The following is a 24,171-nucleotide window of genomic DNA, read 5'->3' as shown; positions in this document are numbered from 1 at the left end:
GTTGGCCGTTATCTATGCCGAACGGTCACGGCGGAGTCGCCACGGGCACTGTCGATTTCGCCGGATTGCAGAAGATTTGCCACAGTACGTGGGTTGGGCATGGGCAAGTGCTTTGCGATGCGGGCTTCCGCCCATTCCCGCATAGCCGACGCGGCATCGGCTATCGCTTCAGCCGGGTTTGCGCCGGCCCCGTGGCAGCCGGCGAGATCGGGCATCCGCACTCCCCAAACGCCGTCACTGCCATCCAGGATTCCGACATAGCGGATCATTCGGCTCCTTCCGCGTTATTTCGATCGCGCTCGCATCATAGCAGATCATACTCGATAAACCCTGTCCGCCGCGCGACATGGTCGTAGAGCTTGCGCGCTGTGGCGTTGGTTTCGTGGGTCATCCAATAGACGTTCTTGACGCCGATCTTGCCGGCTTCCTGCTTGACCGCTTCAATGAGGGCCGCACCGATGCCCTTGCCGCGCACATCAGGGTCGGCGAACAGGTCCTGCAGGTAGCAGTTGTTTTTCTCCGACCAGCCGGAGCGGTGATAGAGATAATGGGTCAGGCCGACCGCCTTGCCGTCGAGCGTGGCGATAAACCCCTTCGGTTCGAATTCACCTTCCGTGAACAGTCGTTCCCAGGTGATGTCGTAGACCTCGTCCGGCAGCTTGGTCTCGTAGAAGGTGAGGTAGGCAGTCCACAGCCGCCGCCAGTCGGCATGGTCGGCCAGCGCCAGCGGGCGGACGGTGATCTCGGTCATTTCGGTTCCTCCAAAGCCTTATCGGATTCCGGCGGAATCAGATCGGAAACACCATCGCCTAATCCACCGGCGAATTGTACTCGCGAAATGCGGTCGCCAGCATCTGCAGCGCGTCACGCGCGCGCGGCGCCAGATTGTGCGAATGCAGCACCACTTCGGAAGGGTCAAGCGATGGAAGACCAAGTTTGCGGCCAACCTCGATCAGGCCGGGCGGAGCGACGCAGTGAGCCAGCGCCGAAACGGCAAAGCCAGCCGATATCGCAATGTTGACGGCCGCGCCGCCGCCGCCGACGAAGGCCTCCTCCCAGGCGATGCCTGCTTTGTCCAGCGCCTCGACCGCCCGCACACGATCCGGACAGTTGCACACGGTGCTTAAGAGCGCGAGGCGCAACGGCGTTCCGCGCTGCCACTCGAAGGAAGGTGCTGCGAACCAGCCATAGTGGTTGCGCGACAAGGTCCGGCCAGGACGGCTGTCGCCTTCGCGGTGCACGATGACTGCATCGAGCTCGCCGTGATCGAAAGCTTCCTTGAGCACCGTGCTGGTATCGATCCTCAAACTGAGCGTCAGCGATGGATCGTGCGCATGGAGCTGGGCAATCAGAATGGACAGCGCCGGACCGGCGGCATGATCGACAAAGCCGAGCGCAAGCCGGCACGGTGCTGACGCAAACTCCGCCATGGCGCGCTCGTGCGCGGCAAGGAAGTCGCGCGCGGCGGGGAGGAAGACGGCGCCTCGTGCCGACAGGCTGACGCGGCGCGGCGTTCTTTCAATCAATCGCGCGCCGAGCTTTTCCTCAAGACGGCGCAGCTTGACGCTGATTGTCGCCTGGGTGCTGCCCAGCGCCGTGGCCGCCTGGGTGAAGCTCTGCAGATCGGCCACCATCACAAAGGTTCGTACGGCGTCCACATCAAGACTGGTCATCGCAGCACTCCATTGGGCCAATCATTCCGTTTTGTCATTTCTGATATAGCCGAGCATAGCCTTTTTTCATGGTCGAGTCTCCTCTATCTCAAACCGGTCGCGGTTTGAAGAGCGCCTCATGCTCGGATGAAAAGAGATCGATATGCCAATTCAACGAAACACCATAGCGCTCACCGGCGTGTGCCTGGCGTCGCTGCTGTTCGGGCTCGAAATCTCCAGCGTGCCGGTGATCCTGCCGAAACTGGAAAGCGTGCTCGCCGCCAATTTCAGGGATTTGCAATGGATCATGAACGCCTACACCATTGCCTGCACCACGGTGCTGATGGCGACAGGGACATTGGCCGACCGTTTCGGCCGCAAGAGCGTGATGGTGATCACCACCGTCGCCTTCGGCCTCGCCTCGCTGCTGTGCGGCCTGGCGCCGAGTGCGGCGCTGCTGATCGCCGCCCGCTTCCTGCAAGGTCTCGCCGGCGGCGCGATGCTGACCTGCAGCGTCGCCGTGCTGTCGCATCAGTTCCAGGATGGCCGTGAACGCGGCAAGGCTTTTGTTGCCTGGAGCGTCGTCTCAGGCATCGGGCTTGGTTTCGGTCCCGCCATTGGCGGCCTGATCGTGGCGCTGTCGAACTGGCAGTGGGTGTTCCTCATCCACGTGCCGCTGGCGCTCCTGGCGCTCGCCTTTATCGGCGCCGGTGTCACGCAATCGCGCGATCACAACGCCCAGAAGCTCGACTGGGCCGGCATGCTGACGCTGTCGGCGGCGGTGTTCGGCTTCTCCTATCTGATTACGCAGGGTGCGGATCTCGGGACCAGCGCCCGCATCGGCGTGATATCAGCCTCCGTGGCTGCGTTCATCGCTTTCCTTGTCGCCGAGAGGGTCAATCCCTATCCGATGTTCGATTTCTCCGTGTTCCGCATCCGCCAGTTTTCCGGCGCGATCATGGGCGCCATCGGCATGAATTTCAGCTACTGGCCGTTCATCATCTATCTGCCGATCTATTATTCCGGCGTTCTCGGCTACGACAGCACGACGACCGGCCTGCTATTGCTCGTCTACACGCTGCCCTTCATGGTGATGCCGCCGATCGCCGAGCGCATTCGCGCGCGCTATCAGGCACGAATTGCCATCCCGCTCGGTCTGCTGACGCTAGGGATCGGTTTCATCGCCATGTGGATCGGCTCCAGGCTCGAGGGCGCCACCTGGCTGACCATGCTGCCGGGCACGCTGATTGCCGGCATTGGCATCGGTCTCACCAATTCGCCGACCACCAATACCACGACCGGCGCGGTATCGCCGGATCGTGCCGGCATGGCGTCCGGCATCGACATCAGCGCACGCCTGATCACGCTCGCTATCAACATCGCGGTGCTCGGCCTGCTGCTGACGCAAGGTATCGTTTCCCACCTGCGGGCCACACTCGGCGCGGCTTTGGAGCCGGATGAGTTGCGGGCACTGGCGGAAAGGGTCGCCACCGGCAATCTGGAGGGCCTTGCGCAGGGGACGCCGAAGCTCGCAGCCCTCGACCCATCCGGCGCCATCGTGCATGCCGCCCTGGTCAACGGTTTCGGCTGGGTCATGCTCTATTGCGGGATCGGCGTTCTCGCCCTGTCGGTCATCGGCTTCGCCATCTTCGGGCCGAAGCGCGTCGCGCCGCAGGAGAGAGGGTTTGCTCCCGCGGAGTAAGCGGCCAAAGCCGCCCGTAGCTGTCAGCCAACCCTCGATCCTCACCCCTGCCGCCTGGCCATGAAAGCAAGGCGCTCAAACAGATGCACGTCCTGCTCGTTCTTGAGCAGCGCGCCGTGCAGTTTCGGCAGCGCGTTCTTGGGGTCGGCGCGCAGATCCTCGGGTGCGATGTCGTCGGCGACCAGCAGGCGGATCCAGTCGAGCGCCTCGGAGGTCGACGGCTTCTTCTTCAACCCCTGCACATCGCGGATCTCGTAGAACTGGGTCAGGGCAGCACGCACCAAATTCTGCTTTATGCCGGGATAGTGCACGTCGACGATTTTGTGCAGCGTGTCGACATCGGGAAAGCGGATGTAGTGGAAGAAGCACCGGCGCAGGAAGGCGTCGGGCAGTTCCTTCTCATTGTTGGAAGTGATGATGACGATGGGGCGCACAGCGGCGCGGATCGTTTCGCCGGTTTCGTAGACGAAGAACTCCATCCGATCGAGTTCCTGCAGCAGGTCGTTGGGGAATTCGATGTCGGCCTTGTCGATCTCGTCGATCAACAGCACGACCTTCTTACCGGCCGCGAAGGCGTGCCAGAGCTTGCCGCGCTTGATGTAGTTTTTGATGTCGTTGAACCTGGCATCGCCGAGCTGGCTGTCGCGCAGCCGCGAGACGGCATCATATTCATACAGTCCCTGCTGCGCACGGGTGGTCGACTTGACGTGCCATTCGATCAGGTCGAGGCCGAGCGCCGATGCCACCTGGCGGGCAAGCTCGGTCTTGCCGGTGCCCGGCTCGCCCTTGACCAGCAATGGCCGCTCCAGCGCGATCGCGGCGTTCACCGCCACCATCAGATCCTTGTCGGCGACATAGGCCGCCGTGCCTTCGAAACGCATACTTGCTCCTCGGTTGGTCAGCGCGAGCGTAAGGACGCTGCTTGACCTGTGCAAGGGCGAGCCGGCTGCGACCAAAGCGTGTGAGATCGAAATGGAAACATCGGCTCATGTCACTAGCGCTTGACCGACCAGCCGCCTATATTGGGCTTGGCGGTCTGCGCTTCCCGGCAGGAGAACATTTTCCCCGGGGCCTTAACGATCCTTAGGGAGCTGTCCCTGGGAAGACCCGTGGGTTTTCTCATACGGCGCCCACCTACTTTGTAGGTTCCCGGGATCGCTCTCTCCACCGGTTGTGTGGATCGTCACTTACCTGTATCCGCCCAGTTTGGCGGATGATGTGGTAGAAAACGTCGCTCATGAAACGTCACCCAGATCCGACCTTTTCTATCGTCCGCGGATGACATCTCCCAAAGCCCTGAAAAAGCAGCTGCGCCTCGAGGCACTCGGCCGCCGCGATGCGCTCGATCCGCTGTGGCGGGTGGAGATCGCGCTTGAGATGGCCGAGACGGCGCGCGACCACCTCGCCATCGAGCCGGGTCAGATCGTTTCAGCTTTCTGGCCGATGCGATCGGAGGTCGACATCAGGCCACTGATGTTCGCCTTGCGCGAGAAGGGGGCCAGGCTTTGCCTGCCGGCCATCCTCGACAAGACCACCATCGTCTTTCGCGAACTGGTGCGCGGCGCGCCGATGGTCGAGATGGGTTTTGGCACGGTCGGTCCGCATGCGGAGGCCGAGGTTCTCGATCCCGCGGTGATGCTGGTGCCGCTCGCGGCCTTCGACAGCCGCGGTCATCGCATCGGGTATGGCGCCGGCTATTACGACCGCGCCATCGCCAGGCTGATCGACAAGGGCCAGCCGCCACGACTGATCGGCATTGCTTTCAATTGCCAGGAGGTGGGTCTGGTGCCGGATGAGGCGCACGACGTCATCATCCCGGAAATACTGACCGAGAGCGGTTTGCGCCGCTTCGATATCGCTTAAAAGACCGCGATCCCGCTTAACGCGTTTCCAAGACGTGCCGGATAGTATTCCGGCAACACAGTCCGAGCCGATGGCGGCCATCATGTTTGTCTTCGCACGCTTCCTGCTGATGCCGTTCGTCCTCATAGCGGTGACGCTGTTCGCGATGGCATTGCACATTTCCGGAACGGCCCTGCACCACCAGTTCGCCTGGCATCAGACGGTTGCCACAGTGACGGATGTCAGTTCCTACAGCGAAGCCCAGGGTAATGGCCTCACCACGAAAGGCATCAACGTCGCTGTCACCTATGTCGCGAACGATGCACCGATGACGTGGTCCGGCAAGGGAAAGGACATCGGCCTCTACACGGCGTCCAAAGGCGACGCGGTGAAGTTGTATTACAACCCTGCCAATCCATCGATCCTCGATACCGCGGCGATGAAGGGCTGGCGCGGCGGACTGTTGCTCCTGGCCGCTACTGGTGGGTTCACTGTTTTTTACGTGTGGTTCTTCTGGCTGCGCGGACGCACCGCACCGCCGGCGTCACCGATGATGCCTTCGGCAGTTCGCGTTGCGGGCGCGAGCGCCAAGCCGCCTCAACAGCAGACTTTCGGCCGGCGTTAGCGCCAATCGCCCGGGTAGCGCTTGCCTAGCGTCCGTGCCTCTGGATAGAAGTGGGCATGAGACTTCTCTTCCTCGGCGACATGGTGGGCAAATCGGGACGTACGGCGGTGTGGGAACAACTGCCCGGCCTGATCTCGGATTTCAAACTCGACTTCGTCATCGTCAATGGCGAGAACGCCGCCGGCGGCTTCGGCATCACCGAAGACATTTTTCGCGACACCATCGCCGCCGGTGCCGATGTCGTCACCACCGGCAACCATGTCTGGGACCAGCGCGACGCACTGATCTTCGCGCCGCGCGAGGAGCGCTTTTTGCGCCCGTCCAACTTCCCCAAGGGAACGCCGGGGCGCGGTTCCGGCGTCTATATCGCCAAAAACGGCGCGCGCGTGCTGGTCGCCAACATCATGGGCCGGGTGTTCATGCATCCCGAGCTCGACGATCCGTTCCAGGCTGGGGAGCGCGAGCTGGCCGCCTGTCCGCTGGGCGAGCAGGCCGATGCCGTGGTCATCGACTTCCATGCCGAAGCGACCTCGGAGAAAATGTGCTTCGCGCATTTCGTCGACGGCCGCGCCAGCCTCGTCATCGGCACCCATACGCACCAGCCGACGGCCGACCACCAGATCCTCAACGGCGGCACCGGCTACATGTCCGATGCCGGCATGTGCGGCGACTATGATTCCTCGCTCGGCATGGACAAGGAAGAGCCGCTCAACCGCTTCCTGTCGAAAGTGCCGAAAGGCCGCTTCGAGGCGGCGACCGGACCGGCGACATTGTGCGGCGTCGGCGTCGACATTTCCGACCGGACGGGCCTGGCCGAAAAGATCGCGCCGTTTCGCCGCGGGCCTCGGCTTGAAGAAACCGCGCCATCCTTCTGGTCGTGACATTGATATGGTGGAATATAGTACCTAACTGGCGACGAAACTGCTCTAGATCGTAGAGGGGACGACCTCCATGCAGCTCGTTGACTTCCTGGCGCCGCATTTTCAATTCGTTTCCGATCCAACCGCGTGGGTCGCGTTGCTGACGCTGATCGTGCTCGAGGTCGTGCTCGGCATCGATAATCTGATCTTCATCTCGATCCTGACCAACAAATTGCCGGAAGCGCAGCGCGCCCGCGCCCGGCGTCTCGGCATCTCGGCGGCGCTGATCATGCGGCTGGTGCTGCTCGCAACCATCTCCATCATCGTGCAGCTGACGACGCCGGTGTTCACAGCGTTCGGCCATGGCTTTTCCTGGCGCGACCTGATCCTGATTGCCGGCGGCCTGTTCCTGGTCTGGAAGGCGACCAAGGAAATCCACCACACCGTCGATCCCGACGACCACAAGGATACGATGATGGGCGAGACGCTGCAGATCTCGCTTGCCGGCGCCATCTTCCAGATCCTGCTGCTCGATCTCGTCTTTTCGATCGATTCGATCATCACCGCCGTCGGCATGACCGACGAGATTGCCATCATGTACATCGCCGTGATCGTGGCGGTGAGCGTGATGATGCTGGCGGCCGGGCCGCTGGCCAACTTCATCGCCAAGAACCCGAGCATCGTCATGCTGGCGCTGGGCTTCCTGCTGATGATCGGCATGACGCTGATCGCCGACGGCATGGGCTATCATGTGCCGAAGGGCTACATCTACGCCGCGATGGGCTTTTCCGCCCTGGTCGAGGGCCTCAACATGCTGGCGCGGCGAAGGAAGAAATCCAGCGGTGGGCATTGAGGCTGGGCGATCGGGGCGATCCTAGCGCCCCGGCACGCCCTTCGGATAACGGTCGCCGATCAGGCCAAGCGACAGGCCCTGTTCAGCCATGCTTTGGCACCAGCCAACACCAGTGCGAAGCCGTCGGTCGAGCCGATCGCTTGCTTGACCTGCTCGTCGGCGGTGCCGGCGAAGCCGAAATTGCTGACCTCAAGAAAGGTCGCACCGTCAGGCGTTTCGGCGCCGGGCATCTCCGTGAATGTCCAGACCACAGTGGTCGGTGGATCGCTCCATTGCATGACGATCTTCTTGTTCTCGACGATCTCGCTGACATTGACCATCGCCGAGGCGCCGTACATGCGCCACTCCCAGCGAACCTCTTTGCCGCTATCCAGCCGGCCGCTACTGTGGGTAAACAAGAATTTCGTGGTGATGGCCGGGTTGACGATCGCCTCGAAGACCTCGTCGACCGGCCGCTTAATCAGCATGCCGGCTTCGGCAGTCGGCGTTTTGTGAATTTCCATCGATGCTCCTTCTTGTCCGGTTTGCGCTCACCAGGCGTCAGGCTCGCGCACCATGTGAACGATGCTGGTCGGGTTGGCGATCCAGAAGCCGCGAAAGCCTTCGCCCAGGGGCTCGACCGCGTCGCAACGGACGACGCCGGCCTTGGCGAGATGATCCGCAATGGCTGCAGAATCGTCGGTGAAAAGCTCAAGCCAGACTTCGGCCTGGCTCAGCATCGGCGCCTCGTCGATCCACAGACGGTTTGGGCCAAGCTCGAAGCCGATGGCTGGCGTCTTGGCGGTGAATGGCTTCAAGCCGACGACATCACGATAGAAGGCGATCGTCGCCTCGTACTGGTGCGGCGGCACCTTCATGGCGATGTTGATGCCACCGGTGATCTTCGCGGTCATTGCGGGCTCCGTTGCGCGGTTCATCTGTTTGTCTCGTTGGCCGGCTCGCCCCTCATCTCGCCGCGGTAGTAGCCGTCGCGCAGGTTGATGCCGTATTCGACATAGGCCTTCATGCAAGCCAGCATCTGCGACCAGCCCTCGCAATTGAGGTAGGATTTCTGCAGGCCGACCACGCCTTCCGGCCAGCCGGATTCAGCAATGGTCACAAGGGTGCCGCCATCGTCCAGCGGCTCGAAGTTCATCTCGATGCGTGTCTTGTAGGCCGGCCTGTCGTCGGCATCTGTGGCATCCCAGCGCAGCACGATGCGGCTGTCCTTGACCACTTCATCGACCTCGACCGGCACTTTTCCCCACCAGACGACACCGATGCCGGCTTCCAGCGGGGCGCTGGCGCCGCCGATGGTGGTGAAATAGCCACTCAGCTTTTTGGGATTGACGACGGCGTCGAAGACTTCGGCGACCGGTTTGCCGATGCGCCCGGAAACTCTGAATCCAAGAGACATATCCACAGCTCCTTCCTTGATTGGCTCGACGATATGTTATAGAAACATAACATGTCAAGCCAAACCGCAGACGATCACGTTTTCAAGGCGTTGGCGCATCCGCGCCGTCGCGAATTGCTGGATCGGCTGAAGGATGCGCCGCAGACGACCGGCATGTTGTGCGAGGCGTTTCCCGACATCGATCGCTGCACCGTCATGCTGCATCTCAAGGTGCTGGAAGAAGCCGAACTGGTGGTGGCAAAGCGCGAAGGGCGCGAGCGCTGGAACCATCTCAACGCGATGCCGATCAAGCACATCCACGACCGCTGGATCAGCCAGTATGCCGGCCATGCGCTCAGCATTATCGACCGGCTGAAATCCGGTCTGGAGGGCTGAACCGGCGCGGCTGGACGAATTGAGCCGATTTATCTATAAGCCGGCCATTCCGACAGAGAACGCCGTGCATCCATCGCGTTGCACCTTGGACGGCTCTGAAAATTTGAATTCGAGTATCCGGGAGACGAGGTGAGACCACCTCGCTTCGGGATGCTCTAGCCGAAGACGACAGGGGTGCCATGGCTGGCCATTCACAGTTCAAGAACATCATGCACCGCAAGGGCCGCCAGGACGCGGTGCGGTCGAAAATGTTTTCCAAGCTGGCGCGCGAAATCACCGTCGCCGCCAAGAGCGGGACGCCCGACCCATCGATGAACCCGCGCCTGCGCCTGGCCATCCAGAACGCCAAGGCGGTGTCTATGCCGAAGGACAACATCCAGCGCGCCATCAACAAGGCTTCGATGGGCGATGCCGAAAGCTACGAAGCGGTGCGCTATGAGGGTTACGGCCCGGGCGGCGTGGCGCTGATCGTCGAGGCGCTGACCGACAACCGCAACCGCTCGGCCTCGAATGTGCGCGCCGCCTTCACCAAAGCCGGCGGTGCGCTTGGTGAAACCGGCTCGGTGTCGTTCATGTGGAACCGCGCCGGCGAGATTTACTATCCGGCCTCCGCCGGCAGCGCCGACAAGGTGATGGACGCGGCGATCGAGGCCGGCGCCGATGACGTCGAGTCCGACGAGGAAGGCCACACCATCTACTGTGCGTTCGAGAGTATGGGCGAAGTGTCTAAGGCGCTGGAAGCCTCGCTTGGCGAGGCCGAATCGGTGAAGCCGATCTGGCAGCCGCAGAACAATGTCCCGGTCGACGAAGAGCGGGCGCAATCGCTGATGAAACTGGTGGCAACGCTCGAGGACGATGACGACGTGCAGAGCGTCTACGCCAATTTCGAGGTCGACGACGAGACCATGGCCAAGCTCAGCGCGGCATGAGTTTCTGACCGTCACACGGAAGTGTAGGCGAAGGCCGTAGCCAAGGACTCCCCACCCAACGTATAGATCAGTCAGTGATCGACGGGAGGGGAGATGACCGGCGAAGGGATTCCACTTGCCGGTGCGATGGCTTGGCCTCGCCGCGGTGGCTTCTGGCGTCGGTTCCTTGCTTCGTTTATCGACTACCTTGTCGTGCTGATACCTCTCTATTTTCTGGTGGCTGGCTTGTTCGCGCTGACCGACGGTGCGGTGAAAGGTCACTTCTGGCTCTTCCTAAGAATATGCAGCTCGGCCAAGGTGCACGGCGGTCCGTCGCTTGGACGGTACGATTGGCAGGTGTGCAAGTCGTCTCTCTTCGGCTTTCCAGTAGCCGATTGGGCAGTTGGCACTGCGAAGGAAACCCAGTCTGCGAAGCCCGAGACGGTTTCAATCGATCTTAATTCGAAGGGGAATTTTCGACCTACGGCGTTGGATCTGAGTTTCCCTCCAAGTACCCGCTCTGGCGATCTATCTTCTTCTTATGGAGATGGCCTCGGGCCGATCAGTCGGTAAGCGGGCTTTGGTGCTCGTCGTTTATGACGAGAATGAATGGCAGAGAAGAGGCTTGCCCTTGCGAAAGGCGTTTCGTCGACAGGTGATCAAGTTTCTCGGCACTTTCCCCGTCGTACTGACAGGGGCATGGTTTGCCTTTCAGACCTGGGGGAGCTTTCCGCGACCTGCGCCGAGCAATGCCTGGTTGGAATTCGTGCCCGCCTTGGTCGCGATCGGCTTGTCTTTGGTCTGGAAGGTCTGGATCGGAATAACGATAGCGTTGGGCAATGAGCCGATCCATGATCGGGTTGCCGGCACAACCGTTCGCACCCGCGAGACACATGAATGAGCCTCCCTGATAAACCTCGGATCGTCATCACCTATTGCACGCAGTGCCAGTGGCTGCTGCGGGCCGGCTGGATGGCGCAGGAACTGCTATCCACCTTCGGCACGGATCTCGGTGAAGTGACGCTGGTGCCGGGCACAGGCGGCATCTTCACCGTTTCCTGCAACGATGTGCTGGTCTGGGACCGCAAGCGCGACGGCGGCTTTCCCGATGCAGCCAAGCTCAAGCAGCTGGTGCGCGACGTCATCGATCCGGACCGCGATCTAGGCCATTCCGACCGCAAGGGTCACACGCAAAACGACCCCTCTTGAGGCGAGGTCCTTGCGTTTGCGAAGTGCCATTTTTCATAGCAATGCGAAGATGAAACAGGCCATCGACACGATGGCGGTGATGGTGCGGACGTGGTTCCACATCACCCATTGGTTCAGATGGTTCTCCCACACGGCTGCGCCATTGGCGCTGGCCGGGTCGACGGCGGCGAGCGCATCGTTGAGCGGCACATTGAAGACCATGGTCACGATCGGGTTGCCGATCAAATAGATCACGGCGCCGGCAAGCAGCCAGTATGAGCCGGACTGGCTCCACCCCATGAGAACGGCGGCGATAAGCACCAGACAGAGCAGGCCGGTGCCGAACAGCGCCGTCATGAAGGTGGGCGTGATCACCGTGATGTTGATCGAATTCATCGCTGCGATGCCTTGGGGGACCGGCAGCCGGGCAAGCGCCGCCATGATAAAGTTGGAAAAGGCGAAGAACACGCCGCCGACGACGCCCGAGCCGATGGCGGCGATGATGGTGAGGGTGGGAAGAAGCTTGATCATCTCAGTTGCTCCAGATGCCGGTTGCAGCGGTTTCATTTGCGTAGGCGGAAAAGTCTTTCGGCGCGCGGCCGAGCACACGCTGGACGCCGTCGGTCAGCGTCTCGTTGCTGCCGTCAAGCACTTCGGTGAACAGCTCGTTGAGCAGCCAGGCGATTTCGGGCGGCAGTTCGTATGCCGCCGTCGCGGCGGTGAATTCGTCATGCGAGATCTTGATATAGCGGATGTCGCGGCCGGTCGCCTTGGCGATCTCGGCAACCGCGTCGGCGAAGCTTAGCAGCCGCGGCCCGGTCAACTCATAGAGCTGGCCGACATGACCCGGTTCGGTCAGCGCAACGAAGGCAGCATCGGCGATGTCGTCGGCATCGACGAAGGGCTCGCCAACAGGGCCGACAGGCAAGGCCACTTCGCCTTGCAGCAGGGACTCGACGAGAAAACCTTCGCTGAAATTCTGCGAAAACCAGGCGCAACGCAGGATCGTCCAGTCAGCGCCCGAGGCTTTGACCATCTCTTCGGCGCGCTGGGCTTCGGTCTCGCCGCGGCCGGAGAGCAGCACCCATGCGGGTGACGCCATTTGCCACCGCAAGCCTGGCGAAGGCGCCGACGGTCTCGGCGGCGCCCGGCACGGCGATGTCGGGATAGTAACTGATGTAGACGGCGCCCACGCCCTGCATGGCAGGCTCCCAGGTCTCCGGAACCTCCCAGTCGAAGCGGGGGCTGCCGGAACGCGAGCCGATGCGCACGGGAATGCCCTGTGAGGTCAGCCGCTCGGCGAGGCGACGGCCGGTCTTGCCAGTGCCACCGAGGATCAGGACTGGTTTGGTGTCGGTCATGGTGGTTTTCCTCTGTTCATAAACATGAGTAGTCCTCACATTTGCAAAACGTGATAAACCCTCGTATTTTGGGAGTCAAGCCGTCTGTTGGCAGATTTTGTCGAGACCGGAGGCCGTCATGGAAGACACAGCAACGCCCGCATCTGCCCAGGAGCAGGTCGCATCGCCGCGACGGGCGCCCACCCAGCAGCGCAGCCGCGAGCGGGTCGAGCGCATGCTGGCCGCAGCCTCGGCGCTGATTGCCGAGCAAGGCAGCGACGCCATGCGCATGGGCGAGGTGGCGGAACGGGCCGCGGTGTCGATCGGCTCGCTCTACCAGTTCTTTCCCGACAAGCGGGCGATCGTCTGGGCGCTGGCCGAGCGCTACACCGCCGAAAGCCAGGCCTGCATCTCCTCGGCGCTCAAGGATGTCGTCGACGCCGAGGGCCTGCGGCAGGCGTTTTCGGAGCTGGTGGATATCTACTATCAGCTGTTTCTGGCCGAGCCGGTGATGCGCGACATCTGGTCGGGCACCCAGGCCGACAAGGCGCTGCGCCAGCTCGAACTTGCCGACAGCCGGGCGAATGCCGAATTCCTGACCACGGTGCTGAAGCGGCTGCATCCCGGCGCCGATCCGGTGGCGCTGGAGACAACGGCCTTCCTCGTCTGGCAGATGGGCGAGGCTGCCGTGCGGCTGGCGATCTCGGTCGATCGGCAGGAGGGCGACAGGCTGGTCGCCGCCTACAAGCGCATGGCGCTGCGGGAATTGGTGGACGGGTAGGCTCGCACCACTCTGGGAAGGGTAGCTTCGAAGCAGCAGGGTGGAGGCGTCGGACCGCACCCGACCCTTGGGCCGACCTCCCCACAAGCGGGAGGTCGGCGCGTTAGCTTGAAGCGACTGACTTTGACGGCAACAAAAAACCCGCCACAAAGGCGGGTTCTTTATTCAGCGATACAGGTAAACTTTAGAGGCCGAACCCTTCGAAGCGCTTCTTGAACTTCGACAGGCGGCCGCCGCGGTCGAGCAGGGTTTGCTGGCCGCCGGTCCAGGCCGGGTGCGTGGTCGGGTCGATATCGAGGTTCATCGTATCGCCTTCCTTGCCCCAGGTCGAACGGGTCGAGTATTCTGTGCCATCGGTCATGACGACCTTGATGGTGTGGTAGTCGGGATGGATATCGGCCTTCATTGTCGTGCTTCCTGGCTTGTGGCGCTACAGACGGGCCCGTGGCCTGCGTCGATGCGCCCCTTTTTAAAACTCGAAGCCGCAGCTATTGAAAAGCCACGGCTTCTAAAACGGTCGGCGAGCCTATACATCAGCCGGAATTGAATCACAAGGCCACGGCAGGCGCATATTGAACGCGCCCACCTGGAAGCGGCCAGAGGAAACGGTCATGGCGGACATCAGCGGCGAGCAAGACGGGCGCAGGCGCTCGCTCGGGCCGCTCAGGCGCCTGTATCCCTATATATTCCGCTACCGCAAACTGGTCATAGGCGCCCTCATTTCGCTCGCCATCGCCGCGGCGACGACGCTGGCGCTGCCGCTGGCCGTGCGGCGCATGATCGACCACGGTTTCAGTGCTTCCGGCACCGTCTTCATCGCCGAATATTTCGCCGCTTTGGTTGCGATGGCAGCCATTCTGGCGGCGGCGTCGGCCGGACGCTACTACTTCGTCATCACGCTCGGCGAGCGGGTCGTCGCCGACATCCGCAGCGACGTGTTTTCGCATGTCACGACGCTTTCGCCGTCCTTCTTCGACACCGCGCAATCGGGCGAGATCGTCTCGCGGCTTGCCGCCGACACCACGCAGGTGAAATCCGCCGTCGGCGCCACCGCCTCGGTGGCGCTGCGCAACGTCATCCTCGGCCTTGGCGCGGTGGCGATGATGGTCGTCACCAGCCCGAAACTGTCGGGCCTGGTGATCGCGGCCATTCCGCTCATCGTGCTGCCGCTGGTCGCGTTCGGCCGTTCGGTGAGGCGCCGGTCACGGCAGGCGCAGGACACGCTGGCGCAAGCGACCGCCTATGCCAGCGAGCAGATCGGCGCGGTGCGTACGTTGCAGGCGTTCACCAACGAGACGCTGGTCACCGGGCGGTTCTCGGCCGCGGTGGAAGCCGCCTTCCAGGCGGCGCGCTCGTCGATCTTCTCCCGCTCGCTGCTCACCTTCTTTGCCATCTTCATGATCTTTTCCTCGGTCGTGGCGGTGTTGTGGTTCGGCTCGCGTGACGTGCTTGCCGGCACGATGTCGCCCGGCACGCTCGGCCAGTTCCTGCTTTACTCCGTGTTTGCCGCAGGCGCGCTGGGCGCACTGTCGGAAGTCTGGGGCGAGCTTGCCCAGGCGGCGGGTGCGGCCGAAAGGCTGACCGAGATACTCGACGAGACGCCGGCGATTCAACCGCCGGCCAATCCGCTGCCGCTGCCCGCCAAGGCGACAGGCGCGATCAGTTTCGACGACGTCTCCTTCTCCTACCCGGCAAGGCCGGACCGTGCCGCCGTCCACGGCTTGAGTTTTCAGGTCAAGCCCGGCGAGACGGTGGCGATCGTCGGCCCGTCGGGCGCCGGAAAGAGCACCGTCTTTTCGCTGATCCTGCGCTTCTACGATCCCGAAACTGGCCGCATCGCCATTGACGGCGTCGACGTGCGCGAAGCCGATCCGGCTGAAGTGCGGGAGCGCATTGCGATCGTGCCGCAGGATGTCACCATCTTTGCGGCAAGCGCGCGCGACAATATCGGCTTTGGCCGGCCGGGCGCGACGAATGCCGAGATCGAGGCCGCCGCCAGGGACGCGCTGGCCGACGAGTTCATCCTCAGGCTCGACAAGGGCTACGACAGCCAGGTCGGCGAGCGCGGTGTGACCTTGTCCGGCGGCCAGCGCCAGCGCGTGGCGATCGCCCGCGCCATCCTGCGCGACGCGCCGATCCTGCTGCTCGACGAGGCCACGTCGGCGCTCGACGCCGAAAGCGAAACGCTGGTGCAGACGGCGCTGGAACGGCTGATGCAGGGCCGCACCACCATCGTCATCGCCCACCGGCTGGCGACCGTGCTGAAGGCCGACCGCATCCTGGTCATGGATGGCGGCCGCATCGTCGAGGAAGGCACGCACCAGAGCCTGGTCGCCAAGGGCGGAATCTATGCAAGGCTGGCCAAGCTGCAGTTCGAAACCGGAGCAAGCGCCTTCAGGGGTGCCGCGGAGTAGCAACCCGCAATCAGGCGGGACCATACCGCTTGCGGAGATGCTCGGTGAAATACGCGGCGTTGAGCTTTTCCCCGGTGGCGCGCTCAAGCAGTTCGGGCGTCGACCAGCGGGATCCCTGCGACCAGATATTGTCGCGGCGCCAGTCATTGATGGCGGCGAAATTGCCCTTGGCGAGGTCGCTGTCGGCTGAAGGATGGTCGCGCGTCAGCGCAGCCCATTGCTGCGCCGCCATCATAGCGCCCAGCGTATAGGACGGGAAATAGCCGAAGGCGGCGCCTGGCCAATGCACGTCCTGCATCGGTCCGTCGGCTGGGTTGTCGATGGTCGAAAGGCCAAGATACTCCCGCATCTTGGCGTCCCAGGCTTCGGGCAGGTCGGCCGCCTGCAGCCGCCCCGAGACCACCTCCTGCTCCAACTCGTAGCGCAGGATGACATGCAGCGGGTAGGTGACCTCGTCGGCGTCGACTCGGATCAGGCCGCGCTCGACCCGGTGCACATGCGGCAGGATGTCGTCGAGCGACCAGGCTTCGCCGAGATGCTTTTCGACCACGGGCAGCGCCCAGCGCCAGAATTCGGGGTTGCGGCCGACCTGTTTCTCGACGAACAGACTCTGGCTTTCATGCACCGCCATGCCGCGCGCCTTGCCGAGCGGCCAGTGCGCCCAGGCCTTCGGCAGGTTCTGCTCGTAGAGCGCGTGGCCGGTCTCGTGCAGCACGCCCATCAAAGCCGACAGGAAATCGGACGTTTTGTAGCGGGTGGTGATGCGAACGTCGCTCGGCACCCCGCCGCAGAAGGGATGGTGCGATACCGACAGAGAACCATGGGTGAGGTCGAAGCCGACCGAAGCCATCATGGCGAGACCAAGCTCGCGCTGTTTGTCGATCGCATAGCTGCCGGAGAGCGGCTTCAGCGGGCGCTTGGCCAGTCGCGCTTCCTGTACGGCCAGCGCTTCCGGCACGAAGCCCTTCAGGAATGTCTTCAGCTCGGTGAAGACCGGCGTGATGTCGGCGGCGCGGTTGCCAGGATCGTATTGCTCCATCAGTGCGTCGTAGGGATCGAGGCCGAGCGCGTCGGCGCGCAGGGCGGCTTCCTCGCGCACCAGCGCGATGACACCTTCGAGCGCCGGCAGGAATCCGGCCCAGTCATTCTTGCCGCGCAGGTCGCGCCAGAGCTGCTCGGAGCGCATACGCGCCACCGTCTGGCGCTCGACGAATTCGACCGGCAGGCAGGTCAGGTTGGTGTATTGCCGGCGCAACTCCCGGACCGCGGCTTGCTGCTCCTCGTTGAGCGCTTCAGCTTCTGCAGCGGCGAGCCAGTCGGCGATCTCCGGCGCCGTTGCCCTGATATGCAGCATGCCGGCAAGGGAAGCCATCGCTTCGGCGCGCTTCTCGCCGCCGCCGACGGCCATGTGGGTCGCCTCGTCGGCGCCGAGGATAGCGAGCGCATGTTCCAGCGCTTCGAGCTTGTGGCCGAGATCATCGAGCTTCTGAAAAGACATGGCAGGTTCCGCGTTTTGGACCGCGGGAAAAGATACCAACGCGCCAGGATTGGCAACCCTCAAAGGTGGCTATGCAGCTTGCGCCGATGAGCTTGTGCGTGGAATGCTGGCTGGCGGTGGAACACCGCCATGCAGGGGAGACTAAGATGATCGGCAATATCCTGGTCGGGCTGGTGGCCCTGATCCACCTCTACATCGTCTATCTGGAGATGGTGGCGTGGGACACACCGCGCGGGCACAGGGCGTTCAACCTCAAGCCGGACTTCGCCAGCGCATCGAAGGTGCTCGCCGCCAATCAGGGGCTCTACAACGCCTTCCTTGCCGCCGGGCTGATCTGGGGCCTCTATCTCGGCGCGGCGGGATTCCAGATCAAGGTGTTCTTCCTGCTTTGCATCGCCGTCGCCGGGCTCTATGGCGCGGCGACTGCCAGCCGGAAGATCCTGTATGTTCAGACCGTGCCGGCGGTGCTGGCCCTCGCTGCGCTGTGGCTGGGCTGGTGACAAAAAAGACGCCCTCGGAACCAGATCCCGCGGGCGTCAGACAGTCCCTTCCTCATTCCTGGAGATATCAGAACGGACCTCAGCCGTTCGGATAATTCCCGCCGTCGGAGCCATCACCGATCATGAAGCCGCTGCCGGTGTCGGACATCAGCCTCTGATCGACATTGTCGAGGCGGCGCAGCAGATCGTGATATTGCGCGGCCGGGATCCGGCCATGGTCCGAAGCGGCGACCCCTTCGGCGGCCTGGCCGATATGCGCCGCACGCAGATGCAGCCACTGCGCTTCCGAGGTCGAGATGCCCTTCGTCTCGCGCGCATCCGTGATGCCCTGTTCGACGCCCCGCACCTGCTCGATCAGGCCGGTCACACGCGGACCGGTCATGTCGGTCGGGTCGCTGGCGTCGAGGGCGCCCTTGTGATGTCCGGCGGCATAGGCGCCGGCGAGTGGAACAGTGATCAGAAGTGTCGTGAGGGTTGCGGTCCTGAGAGTCTTCAAAGAGCGCATGATGTGCGTCTCCTCCTGCTATGGAAGGGGCAAGCGCTTTCGCTCCGCCTTCCGGAAGCGGGCCGTCCGGTTCCGTCGCGTCGCGATGGGAGGCATCGCCGGCGGTTCTCGGCCCTGCGCGTCAAAGTAGGAGCCCGGAAACGCGAAGTGTAATTAAAGAAAGATAATGTTTTCAGGCCTTGCCGACCTGGCGTTGCGCCCTAGAGTTGAGCCGGCAAACAATTTCGCGGGACTGAAAATCACCGTTCGGTGAGCTTCAGTTCAATGCGTCGGTTCTTGTTGCGGGCGTCTTCGGTGTCGGCGGGGTCGAGCGGCTGGAATTCGCCGAAGCCGGCCGCAACCAGCCGGTTGGCGGGCACGCCGTTCTCGATCAGGAACTTGACCACCGAGGTCGAACGCGCCGTCGACAATTCCCAATTGTCGCGATAGCGGCCGGCGCCGGACAGCGGCTTGTTGTCGGTGTGGCCGTCGACGCGCAGCACCCAGTTGATCTCGGGCGGGATTTCCTTTTGCAACTCGATGATGGCATCGGCGAGCTTCTTCATCTCGACTTTGCCGGCATCGTTGATCACTTCCGACCCGGTCGGGAACAGAACTTCCGACTGGAAGACGAAGCGGTCGCCGACGATGCGGATGTTCTCGCGGTCGGCGAGGATTTCGCGCAGGCGGCCGAAGAAGTCGGAGCGATAGCGGTTCAGCTCCTGCACGCGCTGCGCCAGCGCGACGTTGAGCCGACGGCCGAGATCGGCGATCTTGGTGTTGGAATCGCGGTCGCGCGTTTCAGAGACGTTGAGGGCATCCTCGAGCGCGCCGATCTGCTTGCGCAGCGCCGCGATCTGCTGGTTGAGGATCTCGACCTGGCTCAGCGCCTGCTGGCTGATCTGGCGCTGGCTGTCGAGTTCGCCGCCGAGTTCCGCGGCGCGCTGGGTGGCGGCGTCGCCGGCGCCGGCACCTTGCGCCAGCAGCTGCTCGAGCCGGCTCTTCTCAGCTTCGGCGGCCGAAAGCGACGCCTGCAGATTGGCCAGCGAATCGTCCTTGTCCTGCGCGCTCGAGCGCTCCAGCGCCAGCAACTGCGTCAGTTCGTTGATCTGCGAGTTGAGGCGCGTGAGCGCCGTATCCTTGCCGGAGAGTTCGCGTCCGAGCAGGAACTGCGCCAGCACGAAAACGGTGAGCAGGAACATGATGGCGAGCAGCAGCGTCGACAGCGCGTCGACGAAGCCCGGCCAATAGTCGATCCGGCGATCGGTGCGCCGGCCCCTGGCGAGAGCCATGCTAGTGGACCCCGGGTTTCTTCAGCGCGTCGGCGATCTTTTCCAGCGTGTTGCGCATCGCCTTCTGCTCGTCCGACTGGGCCTCGACCCAGTCGCGCATGATCTGCTGCTCGGAGCGCATGTTCTTGACCAGGCCGGAAATGCCGTCGGCGAGATTGGCCATGGCGGTGGCGACGCGCGGATTGGAGCCGCCGCCGCTTTCCTGCATGCTGCGCAGCCGTTCCGACAGGACCCGGATCTCGTCGGAGGATTCAGTCTTGGCCGGGTCGGCGACGGCGATGTCGGAGGAGAGATCGGTGACCGAGGACAGCCAGTTTTCAAGCTCGGTATAGAAGCGGGTCTGGGCGCGGCCGGCCTGCAGGTCGAGGAAGCCTAGCACCAGCGACCCGGAAAGGCCGAACAGCGAGGACGAAAAGGCCGTACCCATGCCGGCCAGCGGCGCCGACAGCCCCTGCTTCAGCGAATCGAGCACGGCGGCGGCGTCGCCGGTGCCGGGATCGAGCGATTCGATGGTTTCGCGGATCGAGCCGATGGTGTTGAGCAGGCCCCAGAAGGTGCCGAGCAAACCGAGGAACACCAGCAGGCCGACAAGATAGCGCGACGTGTCGCGGCTTTCGTCGAGGCGGGTGGCGATCGAATCCAGCATGGTGCGCATCGAAGACGTCGAGAAGGCCACCGTCGAGGAGCGGCCGATCATCGCCTTCATCGGCGCCAGCAGCACCGGCTCGGTGGTTTCGGAACCGGCGCGGAAGGAATTGACCCAGCGCACTTCGCGAAACAGTCGTCCGACCTGGGCGAAGGCGAGCAGGATGCCGACCACAAGGACGCCGACGATCAGGCCGTTGAGGCCGGGATTGCTCCCGAAAGCGGTCGAGATCTGGCGGGTGAGGATGGCGGCGATGAAGGCGACGATGACCAGGAAGATGACCATGGTCAGGAGGAAGACCTGCGGGCTCGATAGTTTGTGCGGATCGTACATCAGGACATCAGAACGCCTGCCCACGCCGAAGGATCTGAGAAAAGCCATCCGTGCCCCGTTTCCGATGCTCTATTTGCCTTGACGCAATTCCGAACGGGAAGCCGCTCATACTTCCCTGGAACTGCTCCAGTGCCGCCGATCACGTAATTCGCGACTCTAAACGGAATTGTGACCAAATTGAATGGCGCTTGGCAATATTGCCCGACTGTCGGGCCGCACCACGCCGTTCAGAGGCGGTTGACGACCAGGCAGTCGACCATGGCGGCAAGATGCAGCCCGGCGCCGGTGACGACAAAGCCGTGCCAGAGGGCATTGTGAAAGCGCAGGCGTTTCCAGGCGAAGAAGATGACGCCGCAGGAGTACACGATGCCGCCGGCGACAATCAGCGCGATCGAGGTCGTCGGCAACGTCGCCACCAGCGGCTTGACCAGGACGACGCCGCTCCAGCCGGTGGCGAGATAGAAGACAATGGCCAGACGATCGAAGCGGCCGGGCAGGAACACTTTCATGGCAATGCCGGTCAAAGCAGCGGTCCAGACAAGGACAATCATCGGCAGCGCCAGCGGCGAGCCGTCGAGCTGGGCCAGAAAGGGCGTGTAGGTCGCGGCGATCAGGAGATAGATCGCCGCATGATCGAAGCGCCGCAAGATCCACTTCGCCGGCGACGTCACCGGCCACAGATTGTAGGTCAGCGAAATCGACAGCACAGTCAGCAGCGACACCACGAAGAAGGCGGCGGCGATGTATTCGCCGGGACCGGCATGGAAGGCGGCCAGCGCCAGCAACGCCGAGCCGGCGGCTATCGCCAGCACGATGCCGACCGCGTGGACGATGCCATCGGCGATCATCTCCGCACGCGAATAGTGCCAACGCCCGACAAAAGGGATTTCAATTGGCTGGTCTGGCTGCGCTTCTCGCGAGGATAGTGAAGGTATGCTCGTCATAAAAGATCCTGCGTCACCCTTATCTGGGCGGCCGCCGGGCAGTATTTCAAGCTTTGATTGCGGTTTTGCGACTGCGGCGCTTCAGCGCGCCGCGCCGGCATGCCAAGTGATCAGCGCGCCGAAAGCGGCTTCTTCACCGCCTTGAGCAGCGCGCGCTGGATGACCTCGTTGCCAGCGACGAGCGAACCCGCCTCGAGCATATCCTGGCCGCCATCCATGTCGGAGACGAAGCCACCGGCCTCGCGGATCAGCAGCAGGCCGGCGGCAATGTCCCAGGCCGACAGGCCGGTTTCCCAAAAGCCGTCCATGCGGCCTGCGGCGACATAAGCGAGATCGAGCGCGGCGGAACCCAGGCGGCGCACGCCCGAGACCTCGGCCATCACATTGCGCAACTCGACGAGGAAATTGCCGTGCTGGCCGCGGCCGAGATGCGGCACGCCGCAGCCGATGACGCAGTCGGTGAGCTTGCTGCGGCCGGCAACGCGCAGCCGGCGATCGTTCATGAAGGCGCCGCCGCCGCGCTCGGCGGTGTAGAGCTCATCCATTGCCGGATTGTAGATGACGGCGGCGACCAACTGGCCCTGTCGCTCCAGCGCGATCGAGATGGAAAAGATCGGAATGCCGTGCAGGAAATTGGTGGTGCCGTCGAGCGGGTCGACGATCCAACGGTGCTGGTCGTCGTCCCCTGCGATCATGCCGCGCTCTTCCATAAGGAAGGCATAGCCCGGCCGTGCCTTCGACAGTTCGGCAAACAGGATGTCCTCGGCCTTGCGGTCGGCTTGGCTGACATAGTCGCCCGGTCCCTTCATCGACACCTGCAGGTTCTGCACCTCGCCGAAATCGCGCGACAGCGAGCGGCCGGCCTTCATGGCGGCCTGGACCATGACATTGAGAAGTGCGGAGCGTGCCATCGTATCTGTTCCTGCCTACGCGTCAGTCTGCGCGGCGCATGTAGGTGAGTTCGTTGGTGTCGACGACGATGCGTTCGCCGGCGCCGATGAATGGCGGCACCAGCACGCGGATGCCGTTTTCCAGCACCGCCGGCTTGTACGAGGACGCGGCCGTCTGGCCCTTCACCACCGGGTCGGCCTCGGTGATGGTCAGCGTCACCTGGTCGGGCAGCGAAATGCCGATCGGCCTGTCCTCATAGAGCTGGACCGTCACCATCATGCCGTCCTGCAGGAAGGCGGCGCGGTCGCCGACGAAATCCTTCGCCAGCTCGAGCTGCTCGTAGCTCTGCGTGTCCATGAACACCAGCGCGTCGTCCTGGGCGTAGAGGAAGGAAAAATCCTTCAGATCGAGCCGGATCTGCTCGACGGTCTCGGCCGAGCGGAAGCGCTCGTTGAGCTTGGTGCCGTTGATCAGGTTCTTCAGTTCGACCTGGTTGTAGGCACCGCCCTTGCCGGGCTTGACGGTGTTGGTCCTGACCGCCACCCAAAGGCCGCCATCGTGCTCGATGACATAGCCGGGACGGATTTCGTTGCCATTGATCTTGGCCATGATGAGATTGATCCGGGATGCTACCAACGGCTTGGCCGTTGGTATGGGGATGGTCGCTGGACAAGCGATTTCGGGCCCCCAAGACCACAAATCGGCAGGAGAGGCAAGGGATGCCAGATCGCCCGACAGCGGCTGGTAGCCTCAAACCTGGGCTGCAATGACTTTGCCGACGGCCTCGACTATGGCATCCGCAGCCTCAGTCAGCCGGTTGAGATGAGGCGAACGAAGTGCGGCGACCTGCAAGGAAAGGTCGACATCTTCCGTGTTGACCAGCATGAGGCCGTCGGGAAGTCCGCGCCTTGCAAGACGCAACGGCACTAGCCCAAGGCCGTGCCCCCGACGGACCCATTCCATCTGCAAGGCCGGATCCTGTATCTCCGCCGCGATCTCGAAATAACGCCTTCCGCCGACCAGAACGGACATGAGTTTCTGGCGCGCGTCGCAAGGGGCCGGACTAAGCACCCACGGCATGGGTGTCCGGCCACCGTCTTCCGGATCGGGGACGGTGGACGCAGCTATGACGCCAAGACGTTCAGTGCCAAGCGCTTCCGGACCTGGCTTATCCGACGATCGCAGAACAATCGTCACATCGAGCTCGCCGCGTTCGAATTGATCGATCAGTTCGGCGCTCCAGCCGGTCTTGAGCCGTAGCGACACTTTCGGGAACGCCGCCGCGGCGTTGGCGATGGCCCCGGCGATGTCGCGGTCCGAGAGGCCATGGGCGAGACCCAGGCGGAACAGTCCTTCCGGCTCGGTCTTTCCGGCGAAGGATTTCAGCGCTTCTACGGAAGCGATGATATCGCGGCCGCGCGCCAGCACTTCCAGCCCCGTCGGCGTCAGTCGCGGCGGCTTTTGCCGGCGGTCGAGCAGCGTCGTGCCAAGCATGTCCTCCAGCCGCTGGATTTGCCGGGTCACAGCCGGCTGGGTCAGCGGCAGGCGCCGGGCGACCTTCTGGATCGAGCCCTCCTCGGCAAACAGGGCGAGCGTGCGCAATTCCTCAAGCATAGCCAGAACCATGTCTCGTAGGCATAATCATTG

Annotated in this window: 29 protein-coding genes, 1 other RNA gene and 2 pseudogenes; 14 read left to right on the top strand and 18 right to left on the bottom strand. The window is 63.0% G+C overall.

The window, feature by feature from the left end; all coding sequences use genetic code 11:
• Positions 1–8: 8 nt before the first annotated feature.
• The 3 genes from X730_RS0134240 to X730_RS142555 are packed head-to-tail and all read right to left on the bottom strand — an operon-like array spanning position 9 to position 1,673.
• The gene (locus tag X730_RS0134240; protein WP_050485875.1) at positions 9–269 is read right to left on the bottom strand and encodes a type II toxin-antitoxin system HicB family antitoxin; all 261 of its coding nucleotides are present in this window, start codon (positions 267–269) and stop codon (positions 9–11) included.
• Positions 270–304: 35 nt separating this feature from the next.
• Positions 305–751, bottom strand: coding sequence for a GNAT family N-acetyltransferase (locus X730_RS142550; protein WP_023726162.1), 447 nt, complete (start codon positions 749–751; stop codon positions 305–307).
• A gap of 58 nt (positions 752–809) precedes the next feature.
• Positions 810–1,673 carry a LysR family transcriptional regulator gene (locus tag X730_RS142555; RefSeq protein WP_023737887.1) on the bottom strand — a complete coding sequence of 288 codons (864 nt, stop codon included), beginning with the start codon at positions 1,671–1,673 and terminating at the stop codon, positions 810–812.
• A gap of 142 nt (positions 1,674–1,815) precedes the next feature.
• On the opposite strand from X730_RS142555, the gene X730_RS142560 reads away from it, so the two are divergent.
• The gene (locus X730_RS142560) at positions 1,816–3,354 is read left to right on the top strand and encodes an MFS transporter (RefSeq protein WP_023822445.1); all 1,539 of its coding nucleotides are present in this window, start codon (positions 1,816–1,818) and stop codon (positions 3,352–3,354) included.
• A 41-nt stretch (positions 3,355–3,395) separates the two neighbouring features.
• On the opposite strand, the gene X730_RS142565 is transcribed toward X730_RS142560, so the two are convergent.
• Positions 3,396–4,235 (bottom strand): MoxR family ATPase, encoded by an 840-nt coding sequence (locus tag X730_RS142565; RefSeq protein ID WP_023684147.1) that lies wholly within the window; start codon positions 4,233–4,235, stop codon positions 3,396–3,398.
• A gap of 149 nt (positions 4,236–4,384) precedes the next feature.
• Here X730_RS142565 and ssrS point away from each other — a divergent pair.
• The 5 genes from ssrS to X730_RS142585 all read left to right on the top strand — a co-directional run bounded on the left by ssrS (position 4,385) and on the right by X730_RS142585 (position 7,534).
• Positions 4,385–4,540, top strand: a non-coding RNA gene (ssrS, locus tag X730_RS1000000166525) — 6S RNA.
• A gap of 92 nt (positions 4,541–4,632) precedes the next feature.
• Positions 4,633–5,217, top strand: coding sequence for a 5-formyltetrahydrofolate cyclo-ligase (locus X730_RS142570; RefSeq protein WP_023684148.1), 585 nt, complete (start codon positions 4,633–4,635; stop codon positions 5,215–5,217).
• 82 nt (positions 5,218–5,299) lie between these two features.
• On the top strand, positions 5,300–5,821 hold the full coding sequence (locus tag X730_RS142575) for a DUF3592 domain-containing protein (protein WP_196814838.1): 522 nt from the start codon (positions 5,300–5,302) through the stop codon (positions 5,819–5,821).
• 56 nt (positions 5,822–5,877) lie between these two features.
• A complete protein-coding gene (locus X730_RS142580; protein WP_023827028.1) occupies positions 5,878–6,702 on the top strand; it encodes a YmdB family metallophosphoesterase in 825 nt (274 codons plus the stop codon).
• A 70-nt stretch (positions 6,703–6,772) separates the two neighbouring features.
• The gene (locus X730_RS142585) at positions 6,773–7,534 is read left to right on the top strand and encodes a TerC family protein (RefSeq protein ID WP_023827027.1); all 762 of its coding nucleotides are present in this window, start codon (positions 6,773–6,775) and stop codon (positions 7,532–7,534) included.
• A 21-nt stretch (positions 7,535–7,555) separates the two neighbouring features.
• On the opposite strand, the pseudogene X730_RS01000000164685 reads toward X730_RS142585, so the two are convergent.
• The 3 genes and pseudogenes from X730_RS01000000164685 to X730_RS142595 all read right to left on the bottom strand — a co-directional run bounded on the left by X730_RS01000000164685 (position 7,556) and on the right by X730_RS142595 (position 8,930).
• Positions 7,556–8,037: pseudogene (locus X730_RS01000000164685) on the bottom strand (SRPBCC family protein).
• A 27-nt stretch (positions 8,038–8,064) separates the two neighbouring features.
• A complete protein-coding gene (locus tag X730_RS142590) occupies positions 8,065–8,427 on the bottom strand; it encodes a glyoxalase/bleomycin resistance/dioxygenase family protein (protein ID WP_023827026.1) in 363 nt (120 codons plus the stop codon).
• A gap of 20 nt (positions 8,428–8,447) precedes the next feature.
• A complete protein-coding gene (locus X730_RS142595) occupies positions 8,448–8,930 on the bottom strand; it encodes an SRPBCC domain-containing protein (RefSeq protein ID WP_023827025.1) in 483 nt (160 codons plus the stop codon).
• A 51-nt stretch (positions 8,931–8,981) separates the two neighbouring features.
• On the opposite strand from X730_RS142595, the gene X730_RS142600 reads away from it, so the two are divergent.
• The 5 genes from X730_RS142600 (at position 8,982) to X730_RS142615 (ending at position 11,422) form a co-directional block, all read left to right on the top strand.
• Positions 8,982–9,305 carry a helix-turn-helix domain-containing protein gene (locus X730_RS142600; RefSeq protein WP_023827024.1) on the top strand — a complete coding sequence of 108 codons (324 nt, stop codon included), beginning with the start codon at positions 8,982–8,984 and terminating at the stop codon, positions 9,303–9,305.
• A 179-nt stretch (positions 9,306–9,484) separates the two neighbouring features.
• Entirely contained in the window at positions 9,485–10,234 is a 750-nt protein-coding gene (locus X730_RS142605) for a YebC/PmpR family DNA-binding transcriptional regulator (RefSeq protein WP_023728639.1), read from the top strand.
• Between the two features lie 93 nt (positions 10,235–10,327).
• On the top strand, positions 10,328–10,786 hold the full coding sequence (locus tag X730_RS1000000167640; protein ID WP_155922484.1) for a hypothetical protein: 459 nt from the start codon (positions 10,328–10,330) through the stop codon (positions 10,784–10,786).
• Positions 10,787–10,796: 10 nt separating this feature from the next.
• Positions 10,797–11,114 (top strand): hypothetical protein, encoded by a 318-nt coding sequence (locus X730_RS142610; RefSeq protein WP_348528093.1) that lies wholly within the window; start codon positions 10,797–10,799, stop codon positions 11,112–11,114.
• On the top strand, positions 11,111–11,422 hold the full coding sequence (locus X730_RS142615) for a SelT/SelW/SelH family protein (protein ID WP_023755551.1): 312 nt from the start codon (positions 11,111–11,113) through the stop codon (positions 11,420–11,422). Before X730_RS142610 ends, X730_RS142615 begins: the two co-directional genes overlap by 4 nt.
• A gap of 33 nt (positions 11,423–11,455) precedes the next feature.
• On the opposite strand, the gene X730_RS142620 is transcribed toward X730_RS142615, so the two are convergent.
• A complete protein-coding gene (locus X730_RS142620; RefSeq protein ID WP_023827023.1) occupies positions 11,456–11,932 on the bottom strand; it encodes a DUF1772 domain-containing protein in 477 nt (158 codons plus the stop codon).
• A gap of 1 nt (position 11,933) precedes the next feature.
• Positions 11,934–12,762, bottom strand: a pseudogene (locus tag X730_RS01000000164680) (NAD(P)H-binding protein).
• A 118-nt stretch (positions 12,763–12,880) separates the two neighbouring features.
• Between X730_RS01000000164680 and X730_RS142625 the strand changes: the two are divergent.
• Entirely contained in the window at positions 12,881–13,522 is a 642-nt protein-coding gene (locus tag X730_RS142625) for a TetR/AcrR family transcriptional regulator (protein WP_023700270.1), read from the top strand.
• Between the two features lie 184 nt (positions 13,523–13,706).
• Here X730_RS142625 and rpmE read toward each other — a convergent pair whose 3' ends face one another.
• Positions 13,707–13,928: a 50S ribosomal protein L31 gene (gene rpmE, locus X730_RS142630; protein ID WP_023668748.1), complete on the bottom strand. Its 222-nt coding sequence runs from the start codon at positions 13,926–13,928 to the stop codon at positions 13,707–13,709.
• Positions 13,929–14,133: 205 nt separating this feature from the next.
• Here rpmE and X730_RS142635 point away from each other — a divergent pair, with 205 nt between their 5' ends.
• Positions 14,134–15,936, top strand: coding sequence for an ABC transporter transmembrane domain-containing protein (locus tag X730_RS142635; protein WP_023668749.1), 1,803 nt, complete (start codon positions 14,134–14,136; stop codon positions 15,934–15,936).
• Between the two features lie 10 nt (positions 15,937–15,946).
• Here X730_RS142635 and X730_RS142640 read toward each other — a convergent pair whose 3' ends face one another.
• Positions 15,947–17,434 carry a carboxypeptidase M32 gene (locus X730_RS142640; protein WP_023827022.1) on the bottom strand — a complete coding sequence of 496 codons (1,488 nt, stop codon included), beginning with the start codon at positions 17,432–17,434 and terminating at the stop codon, positions 15,947–15,949.
• Between the two features lie 146 nt (positions 17,435–17,580).
• Between X730_RS142640 and X730_RS142645 the strand changes: the two genes are divergently transcribed.
• Positions 17,581–17,934 (top strand): DUF1304 domain-containing protein, encoded by a 354-nt coding sequence (locus X730_RS142645; protein WP_023711988.1) that lies wholly within the window; start codon positions 17,581–17,583, stop codon positions 17,932–17,934.
• A gap of 79 nt (positions 17,935–18,013) precedes the next feature.
• Here X730_RS142645 and X730_RS142650 read toward each other — a convergent pair whose 3' ends face one another.
• From X730_RS142650 to X730_RS1000000165420, 7 genes are all read right to left on the bottom strand, one after another.
• Positions 18,014–18,439, bottom strand: coding sequence for a hypothetical protein (locus X730_RS142650; RefSeq protein WP_023827021.1), 426 nt, complete (start codon positions 18,437–18,439; stop codon positions 18,014–18,016).
• Positions 18,440–18,678: 239 nt separating this feature from the next.
• Positions 18,679–19,710 carry a peptidoglycan -binding protein gene (locus X730_RS142655; RefSeq protein ID WP_023684164.1) on the bottom strand — a complete coding sequence of 344 codons (1,032 nt, stop codon included), beginning with the start codon at positions 19,708–19,710 and terminating at the stop codon, positions 18,679–18,681.
• A gap of 1 nt (position 19,711) precedes the next feature.
• Positions 19,712–20,737 (bottom strand): MotA/TolQ/ExbB proton channel family protein, encoded by a 1,026-nt coding sequence (locus X730_RS142660; RefSeq protein WP_023668754.1) that lies wholly within the window; start codon positions 20,735–20,737, stop codon positions 19,712–19,714.
• Positions 20,738–20,916: 179 nt separating this feature from the next.
• Positions 20,917–21,537, bottom strand: a complete 621-nt coding sequence (locus tag X730_RS142665; protein ID WP_245261107.1) for a hemolysin III family protein — start codon at positions 21,535–21,537, stop codon at positions 20,917–20,919.
• A 206-nt stretch (positions 21,538–21,743) separates the two neighbouring features.
• The gene (locus tag X730_RS142670) at positions 21,744–22,544 is read right to left on the bottom strand and encodes an inositol monophosphatase family protein (RefSeq protein WP_023684166.1); all 801 of its coding nucleotides are present in this window, start codon (positions 22,542–22,544) and stop codon (positions 21,744–21,746) included.
• A 22-nt stretch (positions 22,545–22,566) separates the two neighbouring features.
• The gene (gene efp, locus X730_RS142675; RefSeq protein WP_023668757.1) at positions 22,567–23,133 is read right to left on the bottom strand and encodes an elongation factor P; all 567 of its coding nucleotides are present in this window, start codon (positions 23,131–23,133) and stop codon (positions 22,567–22,569) included.
• A 141-nt stretch (positions 23,134–23,274) separates the two neighbouring features.
• Positions 23,275–24,150, bottom strand: a complete 876-nt coding sequence (locus X730_RS1000000165420; protein ID WP_023724301.1) for a LysR family transcriptional regulator — start codon at positions 24,148–24,150, stop codon at positions 23,275–23,277.
• Positions 24,151–24,171 lie beyond the last annotated feature (21 nt).

Origin of the sequence: Mesorhizobium sp. L103C131B0 (genome assembly GCF_000502275.1) — a bacterium.
Classification (GTDB): Bacteria; Pseudomonadota; Alphaproteobacteria; order Rhizobiales; family Rhizobiaceae; genus Mesorhizobium.
Note: the sequence above shows the minus strand (reverse complement) of the source record. Positions and strands in the feature narration are given on the sequence as shown.